General features: G+C 61.8%; 18 protein-coding genes. 13 read left to right on the forward strand and 5 right to left on the reverse strand.

Annotated features, from left to right (window positions below):
- Window positions 1-7 precede the first annotated feature (7 nt).
- The 4 genes from C4J94_RS00265 (at window position 8) to C4J94_RS00280 (ending at window position 5029) form a co-directional block, all read left to right on the forward strand.
- Complete coding sequence (locus C4J94_RS00265; RefSeq protein ID WP_124384475.1) at window positions 8-1306, forward strand: cytochrome c; 1299 nt, start codon at window positions 8-10, stop codon at window positions 1304-1306.
- A gap of 70 nt (window positions 1307-1376) precedes the next feature.
- Window positions 1377-2435, forward strand: a complete 1059-nt coding sequence (locus tag C4J94_RS00270; RefSeq protein WP_124384476.1) for a PA0069 family radical SAM protein — start codon at window positions 1377-1379, stop codon at window positions 2433-2435.
- 228 nt (window positions 2436-2663) lie between these two features.
- Window positions 2664-3395, forward strand: coding sequence for a carbonic anhydrase (locus C4J94_RS00275; protein WP_124384477.1), 732 nt, complete (start codon window positions 2664-2666; stop codon window positions 3393-3395).
- Between the two features lie 86 nt (window positions 3396-3481).
- A complete protein-coding gene (locus C4J94_RS00280) occupies window positions 3482-5029 on the forward strand; it encodes a SulP family inorganic anion transporter (RefSeq protein WP_124384478.1) in 1548 nt (515 codons plus the stop codon).
- 68 nt (window positions 5030-5097) lie between these two features.
- Here C4J94_RS00280 and C4J94_RS00285 read toward each other — a convergent pair whose 3' ends face one another.
- Window positions 5098-5745 (reverse strand): hypothetical protein, encoded by a 648-nt coding sequence (locus tag C4J94_RS00285; RefSeq protein WP_124384479.1) that lies wholly within the window; start codon window positions 5743-5745, stop codon window positions 5098-5100.
- A 369-nt stretch (window positions 5746-6114) separates the two neighbouring features.
- On the opposite strand from C4J94_RS00285, the gene coxB reads away from it, so the two are divergent.
- The 4 genes from coxB to C4J94_RS00305 all read left to right on the forward strand — a co-directional run bounded on the left by coxB (window position 6115) and on the right by C4J94_RS00305 (window position 10500).
- The gene (coxB, locus tag C4J94_RS00290) at window positions 6115-7242 is read left to right on the forward strand and encodes a cytochrome c oxidase subunit II (protein WP_124384480.1); all 1128 of its coding nucleotides are present in this window, start codon (window positions 6115-6117) and stop codon (window positions 7240-7242) included.
- Between the two features lie 58 nt (window positions 7243-7300).
- A complete protein-coding gene (gene ctaD / locus C4J94_RS00295) occupies window positions 7301-8887 on the forward strand; it encodes a cytochrome c oxidase subunit I (protein WP_124384481.1) in 1587 nt (528 codons plus the stop codon).
- 138 nt (window positions 8888-9025) lie between these two features.
- On the forward strand, window positions 9026-9577 hold the full coding sequence (locus C4J94_RS00300) for a cytochrome c oxidase assembly protein (RefSeq protein ID WP_124384482.1): 552 nt from the start codon (window positions 9026-9028) through the stop codon (window positions 9575-9577).
- Window positions 9578-9612: 35 nt separating this feature from the next.
- Window positions 9613-10500 carry a cytochrome c oxidase subunit 3 gene (locus C4J94_RS00305; RefSeq protein WP_124384483.1) on the forward strand — a complete coding sequence of 296 codons (888 nt, stop codon included), beginning with the start codon at window positions 9613-9615 and terminating at the stop codon, window positions 10498-10500.
- Window positions 10501-10506: 6 nt separating this feature from the next.
- Here C4J94_RS00305 and C4J94_RS00310 read toward each other — a convergent pair whose 3' ends face one another.
- Entirely contained in the window at window positions 10507-10710 is a 204-nt protein-coding gene (locus tag C4J94_RS00310; RefSeq protein ID WP_124384484.1) for a twin transmembrane helix small protein, read from the reverse strand.
- A 32-nt stretch (window positions 10711-10742) separates the two neighbouring features.
- Between C4J94_RS00310 and C4J94_RS00315 the strand changes: the two genes are divergently transcribed.
- Genes C4J94_RS00315 through C4J94_RS00335 form a run of 5 tightly spaced genes read left to right on the forward strand, consistent with a single transcriptional unit; the run spans window position 10743 to window position 14666 of the window.
- Window positions 10743-11507, forward strand: coding sequence for an SURF1 family protein (locus tag C4J94_RS00315; protein ID WP_124384485.1), 765 nt, complete (start codon window positions 10743-10745; stop codon window positions 11505-11507).
- On the forward strand, window positions 11473-12057 hold the full coding sequence (locus C4J94_RS00320) for a hypothetical protein (RefSeq protein ID WP_124384486.1): 585 nt from the start codon (window positions 11473-11475) through the stop codon (window positions 12055-12057). Before C4J94_RS00315 ends, C4J94_RS00320 begins: the two co-directional genes overlap by 35 nt.
- A gap of 10 nt (window positions 12058-12067) precedes the next feature.
- Complete coding sequence (locus tag C4J94_RS00325) at window positions 12068-13147, forward strand: heme A synthase (protein ID WP_124384487.1); 1080 nt, start codon at window positions 12068-12070, stop codon at window positions 13145-13147.
- On the forward strand, window positions 13135-14034 hold the full coding sequence (gene cyoE / locus C4J94_RS00330) for a heme o synthase (RefSeq protein ID WP_124384488.1): 900 nt from the start codon (window positions 13135-13137) through the stop codon (window positions 14032-14034). Before C4J94_RS00325 ends, cyoE begins: the two co-directional genes overlap by 13 nt.
- Window positions 14031-14666 (forward strand): SCO family protein, encoded by a 636-nt coding sequence (locus tag C4J94_RS00335; RefSeq protein ID WP_124384489.1) that lies wholly within the window; start codon window positions 14031-14033, stop codon window positions 14664-14666. Before cyoE ends, C4J94_RS00335 begins: the two co-directional genes overlap by 4 nt.
- A gap of 144 nt (window positions 14667-14810) precedes the next feature.
- Here the strand turns inward: C4J94_RS00335 and C4J94_RS00340 are convergent, their stop codons facing one another.
- From C4J94_RS00340 to C4J94_RS00350, 3 genes are read right to left on the reverse strand one after another with little or no spacing between them, the layout of a single operon-like run.
- Window positions 14811-15581 (reverse strand): MetQ/NlpA family ABC transporter substrate-binding protein, encoded by a 771-nt coding sequence (locus tag C4J94_RS00340; protein ID WP_124384490.1) that lies wholly within the window; start codon window positions 15579-15581, stop codon window positions 14811-14813.
- Window positions 15582-15632: 51 nt separating this feature from the next.
- On the reverse strand, window positions 15633-16307 hold the full coding sequence (locus C4J94_RS00345) for a methionine ABC transporter permease (protein ID WP_124384491.1): 675 nt from the start codon (window positions 16305-16307) through the stop codon (window positions 15633-15635).
- On the reverse strand, window positions 16307-17314 hold the full coding sequence (locus tag C4J94_RS00350; protein WP_124384492.1) for a methionine ABC transporter ATP-binding protein: 1008 nt from the start codon (window positions 17312-17314) through the stop codon (window positions 16307-16309). The genes C4J94_RS00345 and C4J94_RS00350 overlap by 1 nt, the downstream gene beginning before the upstream one ends.
- Window positions 17315-17334: the final 20 nt, after the last annotated feature.

The raw sequence follows: 17334 nt of genomic DNA on the forward strand, positions 1-17334 counted from the left end.
GATGACCATGAAAGCACTCGTTATCGCCTCTCTGGCGCTGTTCAGCAGTTGCTCGGTAAGCGCGGCTGAAGCTGAGCTGATCAAGCAAGGTGAATACCTGGCCCGCGCCGGTGACTGTGTGGCCTGCCATACCGCCAAGGGCGGCAAGCCATTCGCCGGCGGCCTGCCGATGGAAACCCCCATCGGCGTGATTTATTCCACCAATATCACGCCGGACAAGACCGGCCTTGGCGACTACAGCTTCGAAGACTTCGACAAGGCCGTGCGCCATGGCGTCGCCAAGAACGGTAGTACGCTTTACCCGGCGATGCCCTACCCGTCTTACGCGCGAGTCAGCGACAGCGACATGCAGGCGCTGTATGCCTATTTCATGAAAGGCGTCGAGCCGGTGGCCCAGGAGAACAAAGACAGTGATATTCCCTGGCCGTTAAGCATGCGCTGGCCCCTGGCGGCGTGGCGCTGGATGTTTGCGCCGGCTGTTGAAGAGCATCAAGTACAAGCCGCCGCCGACCCCGTGGTCAGCCGTGGCGCTTATCTGGTGGAAGGCCTCGGCCATTGTGGTGCGTGCCACACGCCGCGCGCCCTGACCATGCAGGAAAAGGCCCTGAGCGCCACTGACGGCGATGCGTTCCTGTCCGGCAGCGCGCCGTTGGAAGGCTGGATTGCGAAAAGCCTGCGCGGCGATCACAAGGACGGCCTCGGCAGTTGGAGCGAAGAGCAGTTGGTGCAATTTCTCAAGACCGGGCGCAGTGATCGCAGCGCGGTGTTTGGCGGCATGAGCGATGTGGTGGTGCATAGCATGCAATACATGTCGCAAGACGACCTCACCGCTATCGCCCGCTACCTCAAAAGCCTGCCGGCGGTGGACCCCAAGGACCAGCCGCACCAGTACGACAAGCAAGTGGCCCAGGCGCTGTGGAAGGGTGATGACAGCAAGCCGGGCGCCTCGGTGTACATCGACAACTGCGCGGCCTGCCACCGCACCGATGGGCACGGCTACACCCGCGTGTTCCCGGCACTGGCGGGCAACCCGGTGCTGCAGACGGCGGATGCCACGTCGATGATCAACATCGTGTTGAACGGTGGCACCTTGCCGGCAACCCACGCCGCTCCGTCGACCTTCACCATGCCGGCATTTGCCTGGCGCTTGTCGGACCAGGAGGTGGCGGACGTGGTCAGCTTCATCCGCGGCAGCTGGGGCAACCAGGGCGCGCCCGTGAGTGCCAGTGATGTGGCCGAGCTGCGCAAGAGTGACATGCGCACCACCTCGGGTGACGATTTGGGGCAGGTCACGCAAAAGCGCTGACTGCCAAACGGCACTGGTCATAAACCTCGCGCCTCGATACTGTATATAAAAACAGTATCGAGGCGTTTTCATGACCACCGCACTGCCACCCCGTGGCCGGGGCACGGCCACCAACCTGCATAACCGTTTCGCGCCTACCGTCAGCGTGGCTGAAGACGACGGCTGGTTTCAGGAAGTACCGCCCACCCAGGGCACCGAAGTGCGTATCGAAACGGCCAAGACCATCATCACCCGCAATAACTCGCCGGACTTGCCCTTTGATCGCTCGATCAACCCGTATCGTGGCTGCGAGCATGGCTGCATCTACTGCTATGCGCGGCCCAGCCACGCCTATTGGGACATGTCGCCGGGGCTGGATTTCGAAACCAGGCTGATCGCCAAGAGCAACGCCGCCGACGTGCTGGAGCAACAGCTGTCCAAGCCAGGGTACGTGTGCGCGCCGATCAACCTGGGCTCCAACACCGACCCGTACCAGCCCATCGAGCGTGAATACAGGATCACCCGGCAAACCCTTGAAGTGCTGCTGCGCTATCGGCACCCGGTGACCATCATCACCAAGGGTTCCTTGATTCTGCGCGACCTGGACCTGCTCGCCGAGCTGGCCAGCCAGCGCCTCGTGGCCGTGATGATCAGCCTCACCAGCCTGGACGATGAGCTCAAGCGCATCCTGGAGCCGCGCACGGCAGCGCCCAAGGCGCGGTTGCGGGCGATCCGCGTGATGCGCGAAGCGGGCATCCCGGTCGGCGTGCTGTGCTCGCCGATGATCCCGATGATTAACGACAGCGAACTGGAAAGCCTGCTCGCCGAGGCTCATGCCGCAGGTGCGCAGAGTGCCGCCTACATGATGCTGCGCCTGCCGCTCGAGGTGGCGCCACTGTTCGAGGAGTGGCTGGCGGCGCATTACCCGCAGCGCGCGGCGCATGTGATGAGCCTGGTGCGTCAGGTGCGCGGTGGTGCGGTGTACGACAGCCGTTTCGGCGTACGCATGCGCGGCGAAGGGCCGTTTGCCGATTTGCTGGCGCAACGGTTCAGCAAGGCGATCAAGCGTCTGGGGCTCAACCGCCGTGAAGGCTTCGATCTGGATTGCACGGCGTTTTGTCCACCGGGCAGGCAGATGGCATTGTTGTAGACTACAGAGGATAAATGCGAAATCCCTGTAGGAATGGTCGCGTTTTGACATCACTGAAACCCGCGATCTAGAGCGGTTCATTCAGTTTGAGTTAAGTTTCGATGGGTACCTTGTTCCACGAGTGACTGATGAGTCGGCGCCCTGGCCGGTGGAGATTTCCAACTATTGCACTACCCAGGCGTCGAACTGACCTGAACACTTCCCCTGCATTGATCAAGAGGATGAATCATGAGTGACAAGGATAAACAGCCGTTGGCTGCGTCGGCTTCAGCCCCTCAGGTGGCGGAAACCGCCGATGCAGCGCTGCAGCACATCGTAGACGGCTTTTTGCATTTCCATCACGACGTCTTCCCCCAGCAGGAAGAGCTTTTCAAGAAACTGGCCACGGCCCAGAGCCCGCGTGCGATGTTCATCACCTGCGCCGACTCGCGCATCGTGCCTGAGCTGATCACCCAAAGTTCGCCCGGGGATCTGTTCGTGACCCGTAACGTGGGGAACGTGGTACCGCCCTATGGCCAGATGAACGGCGGTGTGTCCACGGCAATCGAGTACGCGGTACTGGCGCTGGGCGTGCAGCACATCATCGTGTGCGGGCATTCCGACTGCGGCGCCATGCGTGCGGTCCTCAATCCCGACAGCCTCGAGAAGATGCCAACGGTCAAGGCCTGGTTGCGTCATGCCGAGGTGGCCAAGACCATGGTCCACGACAACTGCGACTGCGCCACTGAAGGCGAGAGCATGAAGGTGCTGACCGAAGAAAACGTCATCGCCCAGTTGCAGCATTTGCGCACCCACCCTTCCGTGGCTTCGCGCATGGCCAACGGCCAATTGTTTATCCACGGCTGGATCTACAACATCGAAACCAGCGAGATCCGCGCCTACGACGCGGACCAGTCGGCGTTCCGACCGTTGGGCGGTGAAGGTCCGATTCCATCCGCGACGCCTAAAGCGCGCTTCTAAACACACTTCCCTGCCGGGTAAAGCGGTGGCTGCCATGGACGCAGCCAGGCTTTACCGCGCCCGGCGAATGCCTCGGGAGAGTCATTATGCGTGCTGCTCAATTGAAAGCTGTTTTGCCGCGGGAGCTGCTCGCCTCCGTGGTGGTATTTCTGGTGGCCCTGCCCTTGTGCATGGGCATCGCGATTGCGTCCGGCATGCCGCCGGCCAAGGGCTTGATCACCGGCATCATCGGGGGGCTGGTGGTGGGCTGGTTGGCGGGTTCTCCGCTGCAAGTCAGTGGCCCTGCCGCGGGGTTGGCGGTGTTGGTGTTCGAGCTGGTGCGCCAGCACGGCATGCTGATGCTGGGGCCTATCCTGTTGTTGGCGGGTTTCCTGCAATTGGTGGCCGGGCGCCTGCGCCTGGGCTGCTGGTTCCGTGTGACGGCGCCGGCGGTGGTATACGGCATGCTGGCGGGTATCGGCGTATTGATTGTGTTGTCGCAGGTGCATGTGATGCTCGACGGTGCGCCCAAACCTTCGGGGCTGGATAACCTCGCGGGCTTCCCGGCGGCCTTGATCGAAGCGATTCCCACCCTGGGCGACGGGCTCGGCTGGCAGGCGGGTTTGCTTGGCTTGTCGACGATGTTGGTGATGTACCTGTGGGATAAATTGCGCCCGCAAAAACTACGCTTCGTGCCTGGCGCTCTGCTGGGCGTAGGCCTGGCGACAGTGACCAGCCTGGTGCTGGCGTTGCAGGTCAAACGTGTGGAAGTGCCGGAAAACCTCTCCGATGCCATCGATTGGCTGCGCCCCAGCGACCTGCTCAACCTGGCTGACCCACAGCTGCTGATCGCCGCATTCGCCGTCGCGTTCATCGCCAGCGCTGAAACGCTGCTGTCCGCCGCAGCGGTTGACCGCATGCACAGCGGGCAGCGTTCGGATTTCGACAAGGAACTGTCCGCTCAAGGCGTGGGCAACATGCTGTGCGGGTTGGTGGGTGCGTTGCCGATGACCGGCGTGATTGTGCGCAGTTCGGCCAACGTCCAGGCAGGCGCTACCACGCGCTTGTCAGCGATGTTCCATGGCCTGTGGCTGCTGGGCTTCGTGCTGCTGCTGTCGAGTGTGCTGCAGAGCATTCCGGTGGCGAGTTTGGCGGGCGTGCTGGTGTATACCGGGATCAAGCTGGTGGACGTGAAGGCGTTCAAGGCCTTGGGACGTTATGGCCGGATGCCGATGTTCACTTACGCGGCCACCGCGCTGGCGATCATCTTTACCGACCTGCTGACCGGTGTGCTGGTGGGCTTCGGGTTGACTCTGGTCAAGCTGGCCTTCAAGGCATCACGGCTGAAAGTGAGCCTGATCGATTTGCCTCAGGACGGCGAGATGGAGTTGCGGCTGATCGGTGCGGCGACGTTCCTGAAGGTGCCGGCGTTGACCCAGGTGCTGTCGTCGGTACCGGCGGGAACCACCGTGCATGTGCCGCTCAACAACCTCAGCTATATCGACCATTCCTGCCTGGAGTTGCTGGAGGAATGGGGGCGGGCCAACGCGGCCAAGGGATCGAGCCTGGTGATTGAGGCGCGTGGGTTGAAGCGGCGGTTGGAAGGTCGGGTGCGAACGACGGTGGGGATCGGTTCGGCTCCCTCGGTTGGCTGACGGAACCGGATAAAAATGTGGGAGGGGGCAAGCCCCCTCCCACATTGGTTCTACGTTTGATTCGAGATTTAAACGGGCTGATCCAGCGCCAGTTCAACCCCGAGCTGGCGCGACAGGCACGGCCAGCGCTTCCACGCGGCTTCCGTCTCCGGGCTTTTGAGCTGTTCGCGATAGGTCTCGACCGACTCCAGCGCAAAGCTCTCCTCGTTAAGCATCTCATCCACCGCCAGATGCACCGCTTCGTCCAACTGGTTGGCGAAATCCTCACCGATCAGTTGATGGGCGATCAGGTTGGCGACGGTGGTATCCGCCGGAATCAGCGGCTGGCCGAAATGCTTGATGTACAGATCGTTGACCTCCTCAACCAGACGATGAGCCAGGTAGGCCTCGTCCAGCAGGCCATCCAGGCCTTCATGGCCTGCCAGAATCGCTGGCGGCTGCAGGAAGAAATGTTCGGCAATCTTCAGCACTGGCTTGATCTGGCTTTCGATCCCGGCTTCGCGAGCCACGTCGTTGGCGGCTTCGAGCAAATCCGGGACGAGGTCAATGTAGGCGGTGACAAAGCGGGTCATGACAATGTTGCGATCACCGTCAGCCAGGGAGATGGCCGAATGCAGGTGCGGCAATTGTTTTTCCAGTTGCTGGGCAAGCTGGCCCGTCGTGGCTTCGTGTTGATGGGCACGGGAAATCTGCTCGCGCAATGCGGCGGTGTTCATGAAGGCTCCAGTCATGCAGGCGTAGGAAAAGGGAGAAGATAAGGTAGCTCGTTTATACGAGCGCCTAAGACGCATTTGTCATAATTATTTCATGGTTATGCGGACACGTTATATCGGATTGCCATCGTTCATCGGATAAACGTTTACGCTGCCCATTTTATTGGCTCCGTCCGTCTGTTTCCACTCATTTGCCCCTACACATTGCGGGGGCGCTACGGCTGTCTATACTCGGATTTGTACGCAATTAGCTGATGACGCCCAACTGCATGACGCAGGCAAGGCTTGGCGGTTGTAAGCAGTATGGAAGCCGCTCCCTTCGCCGCAGGTGCAAACCGGCGGGATAACAAGAAACATAAAGGGGAACCCGCAATGACGCGACATCCACACGTTTGGATGGGCTTACTGTTGTGGTCAGTATTCGGCCAGGCCCACGCGGCCTGGACAACGAATATGGCGCCAGGGGCTACTGAAGTCAGCCACGCCGTGTTTGACCTGCACATGACCATTTTCTGGATCTGTGTGGTGATCGGCATCGTCGTGTTTGGCGCGATGTTCTGGTCGATGATCCTGCACCGCCGATCCACCGGCCAGGTGGCGGCCAAGTTCCATGAAAGCACCACGGTGGAAATTCTCTGGACCGTCGTGCCATTGCTGATCCTGGTGGCCATGGCCATCCCGGCGACCAAGACGCTGATCAACATCTACGACAGCAGTGAGTCGGATATCGATATCCAGGTCACCGGCTATCAGTGGAAGTGGCACTACAAATACCTGGGCCAGGACGTGGAGTTCTTCAGCAACCTGGCCACCCCCGCCGAGCAAATCCATAACCAGGCCACCAAGGGCGAGCACTATCTGCTGGAGGTCGACCAGCCGCTGGTGCTGCCGGTGGGCGCGAAGGTGCGCTTCCTGGTGACCGCCGCTGACGTGATCCACTCCTGGTGGGTGCCGGCCTTCGCGGTCAAGCGCGACGCCATTCCCGGTTTCGTCAACGAGGCCTGGACCCGTATCGAGAAACCCGGCCTCTATCGCGGCCAGTGCGCCGAGCTGTGCGGCAAGGACCACGGTTTCATGCCCATCGTGGTCGAGGTCAAGTCCAGGGCCGACTACGACACCTGGCTCGGCGAGCGCAAGCAAGAGGCGGCCAAGCTCAAGGAGCTGACCTCCAAGGAATGGACGCTGGACGAACTGGTGGCCCGCGGCGACAAGGTCTATCACACCACCTGTGTGGCCTGTCACCAGGCGGAAGGCCAGGGCCTGCCGCCGATGTTCCCGGCGCTCAAGGGCTCGAAGATCGCCACCGGCCCTGCCGCCGACCACCTGAGCCTGGTGTATCACGGCAAGCCGGGTACCGCGATGGCCGCGTTCGGCAAACAACTCTCGGAGGTCGATATCGCCGCTGTCGTGACCTACGAACGCAATGCCTGGGGCAACAACAAAGGCGACATGGTCACGCCCAAAGACGTGCTGGCCATCAAACAGGCAGAAAGCAAATGACAGCCATCCTTGCCTGCGTCCAGACCCGCCCCGCCCACTCGTTTGTAGGAGAACGGTCATGAGCACTGTGATCGATGACCATGGCCACGCCGACCACGCCCACGGCCCCGCGAAAGGCTTGATGCGCTGGGTGTTGACCACCAACCATAAAGACATCGGCACGATGTACCTGTGGTTTGCCTTCACCATGTTTCTGCTGGGCGGTTCGTTCGCCATGGTGATTCGCGCCGAACTGTTCCAGCCCGGCCTGCAGATCGTGCAGCCGGCATTCTTCAACCAGATGACCACCATGCATGGCCTGATCATGGTGTTCGGTGCGGTGATGCCGGCCTTTGTCGGCCTGGCCAACTGGATGATCCCGCTGATGATCGGCGCGCCGGACATGGCTCTGCCGCGTATGAACAACTTCAGTTTCTGGCTGCTGCCGGCGGCGTTCCTGCTGCTGGTCTCGACCCTGTTCACGCCGGGTGGCGGGCCGAATTTCGGCTGGACGTTCTATGCCCCGCTCTCCACCACCTATGCGCCGGAAAGCGTGACCTTCTTCATCTTTGCCATCCACCTGATGGGTATCAGTTCGATCATGGGCGCAATCAACGTGGTCGCGACCATCCTCAACTTGCGCGCACCGGGCATGACCCTGATGAAAATGCCGCTGTTCGTGTGGACCTGGCTGATCACCGCGTTCCTGCTGATCGCGGTGATGCCGGTGCTGGCCGGTTGCGTGACCATGATGCTGATGGATATCCACTTCGGCACCAGCTTTTTCAGCGCGTCGGGCGGGGGCGATCCGGTGTTGTTCCAGCACGTATTCTGGTTCTTTGGCCACCCTGAGGTGTACATCATGATCCTGCCGGCGTTCGGCGCGGTCAGCTCGATCATCCCGACCTTTTCGCGCAAGCCGTTGTTCGGCTACACCTCGATGGTCTACGCCACGGCGAGCATTGCGTTCCTGTCGTTCATCGTGTGGGCGCACCATATGTTCGTGGTCGGCATTCCGCTGGTGGGCGAACTGTTCTTCATGTACGCCACCCTGCTGATTGCGGTGCCTACCGGGGTCAAGGTGTTCAACTGGGTCAGCACCATGTGGCAAGGCTCGCTGACCTTCGAGACGCCGATGCTGTTTGCGGTGGCCTTCGTGATTCTGTTCACCATTGGCGGTTTCTCGGGGCTGATGCTGGCCATCGCGCCAGCGGACTTCCAGTACCACGACACCTATTTCGTGGTGGCGCATTTCCATTACGTACTGGTGCCCGGCGCGATCTTCGGCATCTTCGCCTCGGCCTACTACTGGCTGCCGAAATGGACCGGCCACATGTACGACGAAACCCTGGGCAAGCTGCACTTCTGGCTATCCTTCGTGGGCATGAACATGGCGTTCTTCCCGATGCACTTCGTGGGCCTGGCCGGCATGCCGCGCCGGGTGCCGGACTACAACCTTCAGTTCGCCGATTTCAACATGGTCTCGTCCATTGGTGCGTTCATGTTTGGCGCCACGCAGATCTTCTTCCTGTTCATCGTGATCAAGTGCATCCGTGGCGGCCCGCCGGCGCCGGCCAAACCGTGGGATGGCGCCGAAGGCCTGGAGTGGAGCGTGCCCTCGCCCGCGCCGTACCACACCTTCACCACGCCGCCGGAGGTGAAATGAATAAGTTATCCGCGATCCCCTGTGGGAGGGGGCTTGCCCCCGATAGCGGTGTGTCAGCCACCCCCATCATGGGTTGTAAAACCGCCATCGGGGGCAAGCCCCCTCCCACATTGATTTCATTCACCTGGGGTGGGCGTCATGGCTGACTCCGTGCCCCTCAAGCGCCTGGTCACTCGCCTGCTGATCCTGGTGCTGGCGATGTTCGCCTTCGGCTTCGCCCTGGTGCCGATCTACGACGTGATGTGCAAGGCCTTCGGCATCAACGGCAAGACGGCCGGGCAGTACGAGGGCGAGCAGGTCGTCGACCCGTCGCGCCAGGTGCGGGTGCAGTTCCTGTCCACCAATGCCATCGATATGGTCTGGGATTTCTATGCCAAGGCCGACGAGGTGGTGGTCAACCCGGGCGCGGTGACCGAGATGTTGTTTGTCGCTTACAACCCCACCGACAAACCGATGACTGCCCAGGCGGTGCCGAGCATTTCCCCGGCTGAAGCGGCGATGTATTTCCACAAGACCGAGTGCTTTTGCTTCACCCAGCAAGTGCTGCAGCCAGGCGAACGTATCGAAATGCCGGTGCGCTTCATCGTCGATCGCGCCATGCCCAAGGATGTGAAGCATTTGACCCTGGCGTACACGCTGTTTGATATCACCGCACGCCAGCCGCCCGGCGCGGCCCGCAGCGGCGGCTAGCTACTGTTTGCCCGCTCAATCAGGAGAGCGAATACATGTCGACTCATGATACGTATTACGTACCAGCGCAAAGCAAATGGCCGATAATTGCCACCATTGGCCTGTTGGTCACGGTGTATGGACTGGCTGTCTGGTTCAATGACCTCAAGGCTTTGCGCCCGGAATCCCACGGCCCGTGGATCTTTTTCGTCGGCGGCCTGTTGCTGGCCTACATGCTGTTCGGCTGGTTCGGTGCGGTGATCAAGGAAAGTCGCGCCGGTTTGTACAGTGCGCAGATGGACCGCTCGTTCCGCTGGGGCATGACCTGGTTCATCTTTTCCGAAGTGATGTTCTTCATCGCGTTCTTCGGCGCGCTGTTTTATGTGCGCACCTGGGCGGGGCCATGGTTGGCGGGTGAGGGGCCCAAGGGCGTCGCGCACATGTTGTGGCCCAATTTCGAGTTCGCCTGGCCCTTGCTGAACAACCCGGACCCCAAACTGTACCCGGCGCCCAAAGGCACCATCAGCCCCTGGGGGCTGCCGTTGGTGAACACCATCTTGCTGGTGAGCTCCAGTGTGACCATCACCCTTGCTCACCATGCCCTGCGCAAAGGCCATCGCGGCGCGCTGAAGATCTGGCTGGCGATCACCGTGCTGCTGGGCCTGGCGTTTCTTGGCTTCCAGGCCGAGGAGTACATCCACGCCTATAAAGAGCTGGGCCTGACGCTGGGTTCGGGCGTGTACGGCGCGACATTCTTCATGCTCACCGGGTTTCACGGCGCCCACGTGACCATCGGCACGATCATCCTGTTTGTGATGCTGATGCGCATCTTGAAGGGGCATTTCAATGCCGAGCACCAGTTCGGTTTCGAGGCGGCCAGCTGGTATTGGCACTTCGTGGATGTGGTGTGGATCGGGCTGTTTTTCTTTGTGTATGTGCTGTGAGCCGCTCTACCACGGCACGTGCGAGACCAGTTGGCCACTGAAAAAGCCCCAGGCGATCAGCCCCACGGTGATGACGGCCAGTACGACACGCACGGTCAGGGCGGTGACGAGGCGGTTGGAGTGGCCCTCGTCCTTGACCAAAAAGAACAAGCCACTGAACAGGCTCGCGACGGTCGCGATCAGCATCAGGGCAATGGCGGCTTTGAGCATGGTCTGGCTCCGGGCTTTAGGGGGAGGGGGCAATGAAATCCAGTATAGCCACTGCCTGGCGGCGCTTCCGGCCCGGCATCGCGCCCACGTTGGTGGTGATGCTGCTGCTGCCGTTGATGATCGGGCTGGGGTTCTGGCAACTGTCGCGGGGCCATGAAAAACAGCAACTGGTCGACACCTACGCCGAGCGGCGCGCTGCCGAGCCCATCGGCAGCGGGCAGCTTGAGGCGAGTGCCGATCCCGCCTTTCGCCGGGTGCACCTGCGCGGCAACTTCGATGCCGAACACAGCGTATTGCTCGACAACCGCATGCGCGACGGCAGGGCCGGTGTCGAGTTGCTGCAGCCCTTCCATGACCAGATCAGCGGCCTATGGTTGTTGCTCAATCGCGGTTGGCTGCCCTGGCCTGACCGCCGCACGCCCCCGGCCTTCACCACCCCGGATCAGCCGGTGAATCTGGTTGCCTGGGTGTACGTCGCCCCCGGCGAAACCTTCCAGTTGCATGTCGACCCGGCCACCGCCCAGTGGCCACGCCTGCTGACCGCGCTGCATCCCGCCGTTCTGTGGACGGAATTGGGCCGCAGCGGGTTCGCCTACGAACTGCGTGCCGAAGCGGGCCCCGGCACGTACGACACCACCTGGCCTGTGGTCGCCATGGGGCCGGAAAAACACCTGGGGTATGCAGTGCAGTGGTTTGCCATGTCATTGGCGCTGCTGGCGCTTTACCTCTACCTCGGATGGCACAACGCAAAGGAGAAGCCGCATGGGAGCCGCCATGAATCCACTCAACATGTCTGAGGCACCAGACCGGCGTAAAGGCCGCTGGCAGTTGATCCTGATCCTGCTGATGGTGGTCGGCCCGATGGTGCTGGCGACCTTTATGTACAAGCTGCAGTTCTGGGTGCCGGACAGCCGCAGTTATCACGGTGAAATGATCGGTAACGGCCAGACCCGCGCCGATATCGGCGTGCAGGCCGAGGAGGACCGTTGGCAACTGCTGGTCACCGCGCCCGGCGCCTGCGCCGCCGAGTGCCAGCAACTGGTGTATCTGGCGCGCCAGCTGCAGATCGGCCTCGGCCGCGATGCCTCCCGCGCCAGCCACGCGCTGGCCAGTGCGCAGCCGGTCGGCGCCGACTACGACGCCAAGCTCAAGGCCGAGTACCCGCAATTGCAGCGCTACTCACTGGACCTGTCGACCTTCAACCGCAATGCCGCCGCGCCTGGCGATGCGCACCTGTGGATCGTCGACCCCCACGGCAACCTGGTGCTGCGCTACGACGCCAAGACCAACGGCAAGGATTTGCTCAACGACCTGCGTTTGCTGTTGAAACTGTCGAACATCGGATAAGGGCATCGTCATGGCCAAGCCTGGATTTCGCCTCGCGTTGTTTGCCACCTTGCTGGCGCTGATCGTCGTGTTGCTCGGCGCCTACACCCGCCTGACCCATGCTGGCCTGGGGTGCCCGGACTGGCCGGGTTGCTACGGCTTTATCAGCGTGCCGCAAAGCGCCGCCCAGTTGGCCCATGCCGAGCTGCATTTTCCGGATACCCCGGTGGAAGCCGACAAGGGCTGGGCCGAGATGACTCACCGCTACTTTGCCGGCACCCTCGCCCTGCTGATCACGCTGTTGGCAGCGCGTGCGTGGAGCCACCGGCGTGATCCCGGCCAGCCGGTGAAATTGCCGCTGTTTGTGCTGGCGGTGGTGTGCGCCCAGGCCGCGTTTGGCATGTGGACGGTGACGCTCAAGCTTTGGCCACAAGTCGTGACCGGGCACCTGTTGGGCGGCTTTGCCACCTTGAGCCTGCTGTTTCTATTGACCCTGCGCCTGTCCGGCGTGCTGCCCGCGCTGGTGGTGCCCAAGCGCCTGCAGTACTGGGCAACGGCGGGGTTGGTGTTGGTGATCGGGCAGATTGCGCTGGGCGGTTGGGTCAGCTCCAACTATGCGGCGGTGGCCTGTGTCGATCTGCCGACGTGTCACGGCCAGTGGTGGCCGGCAGCGGACTTTGCCAATGGCTTCCACCTGACCCAGCATATCGGCCCTAACTACCTGGGCGGCCAGTTGGACAGCGATGCGCGTACGGCCATTCACCTCACCCATCGGGTGGGCGCGGTGCTGGTCACGCTGGTGCTGCTGGGCCTGGCCTGGCAGTTGCGCACCGTGGGCATGACGCGCCTGGCGGGCTTGCTGCTGATCGCCCTAGCGGCGCAAATCAGCCTGGGCCTGAGCAATGTGGCCTTCGGCTTGCCGTTGCCGGTGGCGGTGGCTCACAACGCCGGGGGCGCAACGCTGTTGTTGACCCTGGTGCTGGTCAATTATCACGCGCGCACCAGCCTGGTTCGGGTGCGCTACCTGCGGCCAATCGCCTGGCGTTTTATTCCGCGCAAGCCGGCAGCTGGCCTGATCACCCTTAAAGGAGAGATGCCATGGCGTCCTTGATCGGCGCACGCCACGGCCAGGCCATCTGGCGTGACTATCTGGAACTGACCAAGCCGAAAGTGGTGGTGCTGATGCTGATCACCTCGCTGGTGGGGATGTTCCTCGCCACCCGCGCGGGTGTGCCGTGGGTGGTGCTGGTGTTCGGCAACCTGGGCATCGCCTTGTGTGCGGGCGCGGCGGCAGCGGTCAACCATGTGGTGGATCGGCGCATCGATGCGCTGATGGCGCGCACGCACAAACGGCCGTTGGCCGAGGGGCGTGTCTCGCCGGCTGCGGCACTGGCGTTTGCGTTGGTCCTGGCGGTGGCGGGCCTGGCGCTGTTGCTGGCCTTCACCAACCCGCTGGCGGCATGGCTGACGCTGGCTTCGTTGCTTGGCTATGCGGTGATCTACACCGGTTTCCTCAAGCGCGCGACACCGCAGAACATCGTCATCGGCGGCCTGGCCGGGGCCGCGCCGCCGCTGTTGGGTTGGGTGGCCGTAACCGGGCATGTAAGCGCCGAGCCGCTGCTGCTGGTGCTGATCATCTTCGCCTGGACGCCGCCGCACTTCTGGGCGCTGGCCATCCACCGCAAGGAGGAGTACGCCAAGGCCGATATCCCGATGCTGCCGGTCACCCACGGCGAGCACTACACCAAGGTGCATATTCTGCTCTACACCTTCGCCCTGCTGGCGGTGAGCCTGATGCCCTATGTCATCCACATGAGCGGGCTGCTGTACCTGGGCGGTGCGCTGGTATTGGGTGGGCGCTTTCTGCAATGGGCCTGGGTGCTGTACCGTGGCAGCAAGCCGCACGCGGCGATCAACACCTTCAAGTACTCTATCTGGTACCTGCTGCTGCTGTTTGTCGCCCTGCTCGTAGACCACTACCTACTGTTGAACCTATGACTCGAACTCAAAAAACCGTCTTCATCCTCGTGGCCCTGGTGGCGTTGATCATGGGCCTGACCGTCAACAAGGTGCTTTCAGGCAAAGGCCAGGGCGACCCGACCGCGCTGATCGACGCCGGGATTATCCTGCTGCCGCAAAGTCGCCAGTTGCCAGCGGTGAGCATGACCAACCAGGACGGCCAGCCGGTGTTGGTCAATGAGCTGAAGGACAAGTGGAGCCTGCTGTTCTTCGGCTACACCTTCTGCCCGGATATCTGCCCGACCACCCTCGCCCAACTGCGCCAGATCAAGAGCGAACTGCCCAAGGAGGCGGTGGACAAGTTGCAGGTGATCCTGGTCAGCGTCGACCCGAACCGCGACACCCCGACCCAGCTCAAGCAGTACCTGGGCTATTTCGATCCGCAGTTCCAGGGTTTGACCGGCGCCAACGTGCAGGACGTGCAGAAGGTCTCGAATGCCGTGAGCATTCCGTTCATTCCGGCCGATACCAGCAAGCCCAACTACACCGTCGATCACAGCGGCAACCTGGCGCTGATCGGGCCGGACGGTACGCAGCGCGGTTTCATCCGCGCGCCGTTGAACAACCAGAAGCTGGTGGCGCAGTTGCCGGGGCTGTTGCAGCGTAAATAGCGGTCATCATTAAACAAAAAGTGGGAGGGGCTTGCCCCCGATAGCTGAGTGTCAGTCGATGAAGAGGTTGACTGAACTGGCGCTATCGGGGGCAAGCCCCCTCCCACATTGTTTGATCTCCAATCGGCTGGAGATTGAGTTGGATCAGAACGCCGGCTTGATCGCGCCTTTGTACTTCTCTTCGATAAATTGCTTCACTTCAGGTGTGTGCAGGGCCGCTACCAGCTTCTTCACCGCGTCCGAATCCTTGTTGTCTTCACGGGTCACCAGGATGTTCACGTAAGGCGAGTCGCTGCCTTCGATCACCAGGGCGTCCTTGGATGGGTCCAGCTTGGCTTCCAGCGCGTAGTTGGTGTTGATCAGCGCCAGGTCGACCTGGGTCAGCACGCGCGGCAGGGTGGCGGCTTCGAGTTCGCGGAACTTCAAGTGCTTGCTGTTACCGGTGATGTCCTTGATGGTCGACAGGATGTTGGTCGGGTCCTTCAGGGTAATCAGGCCGTTCTTGGCCAGCAGCAACAGGGCGCGGCCGCCGTTGGTGGCGTCGTTCGGGATCACTACGTTGGCGCCGTCTGGCAGCTCGTCCAGCTTCTTGTACTTGCTCGAATATGCGCCCAGGGGTTCCAGGTGCACGGCGCCAACGCTCACCAGGTGAGTGCCCTTGGCCTTGTTGAATTCATCCAGGTACGGCTGGTGCTGGAAGAAGTTGGCGTCCAGGCGCTTTTCAGCCACTTGTACGTTGGGCTGCACATAGTCGGTGAAAACTTTGACCTGCAAGTCCACGCCTTCTTTGGCCAGCGCAGGTTTCACGAATTCCAGAATTTCCGCATGCGGCACTGGCGAAGCAGCGACCGTAATGGTCTCGGCGTGGGCGGAAAACGCGGCAACGGCGGCGAAAGCAACCAGTAGTTTTTTCATCCAGCAAGCTCCTTGTTCGGACATCTGCCGGCACCAGGCCGGCCATGGCCGTTATTTTCGAGAAAAATGCACCACCAGCCGGTCGCCGACGGTTTGCAGAATTTGCACCAGGATCAACAGCATCACCACGGTGACCACCATCACATCGGTCTGGAAGCGCTGGTAACCGAAACGGATCGCCAAGTCGCCCAGGCCACCGGCACCGACCACGCCGGCCATCGCCGTGTAGGAAACCAGTGTAATCGCCGTTACGGTAATTGCCGCGAAGATGCCGGGGCGTGCTTCGGGCAGCAGGGCGTTGGTGATGATCTGGCGCGTCGTTGCGCCCATCGACTGAGTGGCCTCGATGATGCCGCGGTCCACTTCACGCAGGGCGGTTTCCACCAGGCGCGCAAAGAATGGCGTGGCGCCGACGACCAGCGGCGGAATCGCACCGGCTACACCCAGCGAGGTGCCAGTGATGAGCACGGTGAACGGAATCATCACGATCAGCAGGATGATGAACGGCAGCGAGCGCAAAATGTTCACGATCAGCGACAGCAAGGCGTACAAGCCTTTTTGCTCGAACAGCTGACGTGGGCTGGTCAGGAATAGCAGCACGCCCAGGGGCAGGCCCAGCACGACCGTGAAGAACAGCGAGCCGAACAGCATGATCATGGTATCGCCAGTGGCGAGCCAGATTTCGGACCAGTCGATGTTGGCGAAGAAATTCAGGAACAGGTCCATTAGCGCAGCACCTCCATATGAACGTCTGCGGCGGTGAAGCGCGCAAAGGCGGCGTCCATGTCACCGCCGGTGACGGCGAGGGTCAATTGCCCGTAGGGGATGTCTTTGATGCGGTCGATACGACCGGCCAGGATGCTGTAGTCCACCCCCGTTTCACGGGCGACGGTACCCAGCAATGGCGCGTAGGTCGCGTCACCCTGGAATGTCAGGCGCACGATACGGCCCGGTACATGGGCGAAGTCATCGCGCTGCTCGCCTTCATCGACCTGTTCGGCTTCCTGGACGAAGCGCTTGGTGGTCGGATGCTTGGGGTGCAGGAACACGTCAGCCACCGAGCCTTGCTCGACGATCACGCCGGCATCCATCACGGCGACCTGGTCGCATACGCGGCGAATCACATCCATCTCGTGGGTGATCAGCACGATGGTCAGCTTCAGCTCGCGGTTGATTTCGGCCAGCAGTTGCAGCACCGAGGCGGTGGTTTGCGGGTCGAGGGCGCTGGTGGCCTCGTCGCACAGCAGAATCTTTGGTTTGGTTGCCAGGGCGCGGGCGATGCCGACGCGCTGCTTCTGGCCGCCGGACAATTGCGCCGGGTACTTCCTGGCGTGGTCCGACAGGCCGACGCGGGCGAGCAGCTCGGCCACACGCAGGTCGATTTCCTTGCGTGACAGTTCGCCGGCCAATGTCAGCGGCAGCGCCACGTTGTCTGCAACGGTCTTGGACGCCAGCAGGTTGAAGTGCTGGAAGATCATGCCGACCTGCTGACGGAAACGGCGCAGGCCGTTGGCATCCAGCGCGGTGACTTCTTCGCCGTCGACGCTGATCTGCCCGCCGCTCGGCTCTTCAAGGCGATTGATCAGGCGCAGCAGGGTACTTTTTCCCGCACCCGAGTGGCCAATCAGGCCAAACACCTGGCCGTTCTCGACGCGCAGGCTGGTGGGGTGCAGGGCGGGAATATCCTTACCGGCGACGCGGTAGGTTTTATGGACGTTTTGAAACTCGATCACGTAGCGAACCTTGTGGGGCG

This window comes from Pseudomonas sp. R5-89-07, assembly GCF_003851685.1.
In the GTDB taxonomy this organism is placed as follows: domain Bacteria; phylum Pseudomonadota; class Gammaproteobacteria; order Pseudomonadales; family Pseudomonadaceae; genus Aquipseudomonas.

Bases quoted from the DNA above. Each gene is read 5' to 3' on its own strand.
- C4J94_RS00265 (WP_124384475.1), top strand. From the start codon at position 8: ATGAAAGCACTCGTTATCGCCTCTCTGGCGCTGTTCAGCAGTTGCTCG.
- C4J94_RS00270 (WP_124384476.1), top strand. From the start codon at position 1,377: ATGACCACCGCACTGCCACCCCGTGGCCGGGGCACGGCCACCAACCTG.
- C4J94_RS00275 (WP_124384477.1), top strand. From the start codon at position 2,664: ATGAGTGACAAGGATAAACAGCCGTTGGCTGCGTCGGCTTCAGCCCCT.
- C4J94_RS00280 (WP_124384478.1), top strand. From the start codon at position 3,482: ATGCGTGCTGCTCAATTGAAAGCTGTTTTGCCGCGGGAGCTGCTCGCC.
- C4J94_RS00285 (WP_124384479.1), bottom strand. From the start codon at position 5,745: ATGAACACCGCCGCATTGCGCGAGCAGATTTCCCGTGCCCATCAACAC.
- coxB (WP_124384480.1), top strand. From the start codon at position 6,115: ATGACGCGACATCCACACGTTTGGATGGGCTTACTGTTGTGGTCAGTA.
- ctaD (WP_124384481.1), top strand. From the start codon at position 7,301: ATGAGCACTGTGATCGATGACCATGGCCACGCCGACCACGCCCACGGC.
- C4J94_RS00300 (WP_124384482.1), top strand. From the start codon at position 9,026: ATGGCTGACTCCGTGCCCCTCAAGCGCCTGGTCACTCGCCTGCTGATC.
- C4J94_RS00305 (WP_124384483.1), top strand. From the start codon at position 9,613: ATGTCGACTCATGATACGTATTACGTACCAGCGCAAAGCAAATGGCCG.
- C4J94_RS00310 (WP_124384484.1), bottom strand. From the start codon at position 10,710: ATGCTCAAAGCCGCCATTGCCCTGATGCTGATCGCGACCGTCGCGAGC.
- C4J94_RS00315 (WP_124384485.1), top strand. From the start codon at position 10,743: ATGAAATCCAGTATAGCCACTGCCTGGCGGCGCTTCCGGCCCGGCATC.
- C4J94_RS00320 (WP_124384486.1), top strand. From the start codon at position 11,473: ATGGGAGCCGCCATGAATCCACTCAACATGTCTGAGGCACCAGACCGG.
- C4J94_RS00325 (WP_124384487.1), top strand. From the start codon at position 12,068: ATGGCCAAGCCTGGATTTCGCCTCGCGTTGTTTGCCACCTTGCTGGCG.
- cyoE (WP_124384488.1), top strand. From the start codon at position 13,135: ATGGCGTCCTTGATCGGCGCACGCCACGGCCAGGCCATCTGGCGTGAC.
- C4J94_RS00335 (WP_124384489.1), top strand. From the start codon at position 14,031: ATGACTCGAACTCAAAAAACCGTCTTCATCCTCGTGGCCCTGGTGGCG.
- C4J94_RS00340 (WP_124384490.1), bottom strand. From the start codon at position 15,581: ATGAAAAAACTACTGGTTGCTTTCGCCGCCGTTGCCGCGTTTTCCGCC.
- C4J94_RS00345 (WP_124384491.1), bottom strand. From the start codon at position 16,307: ATGGACCTGTTCCTGAATTTCTTCGCCAACATCGACTGGTCCGAAATC.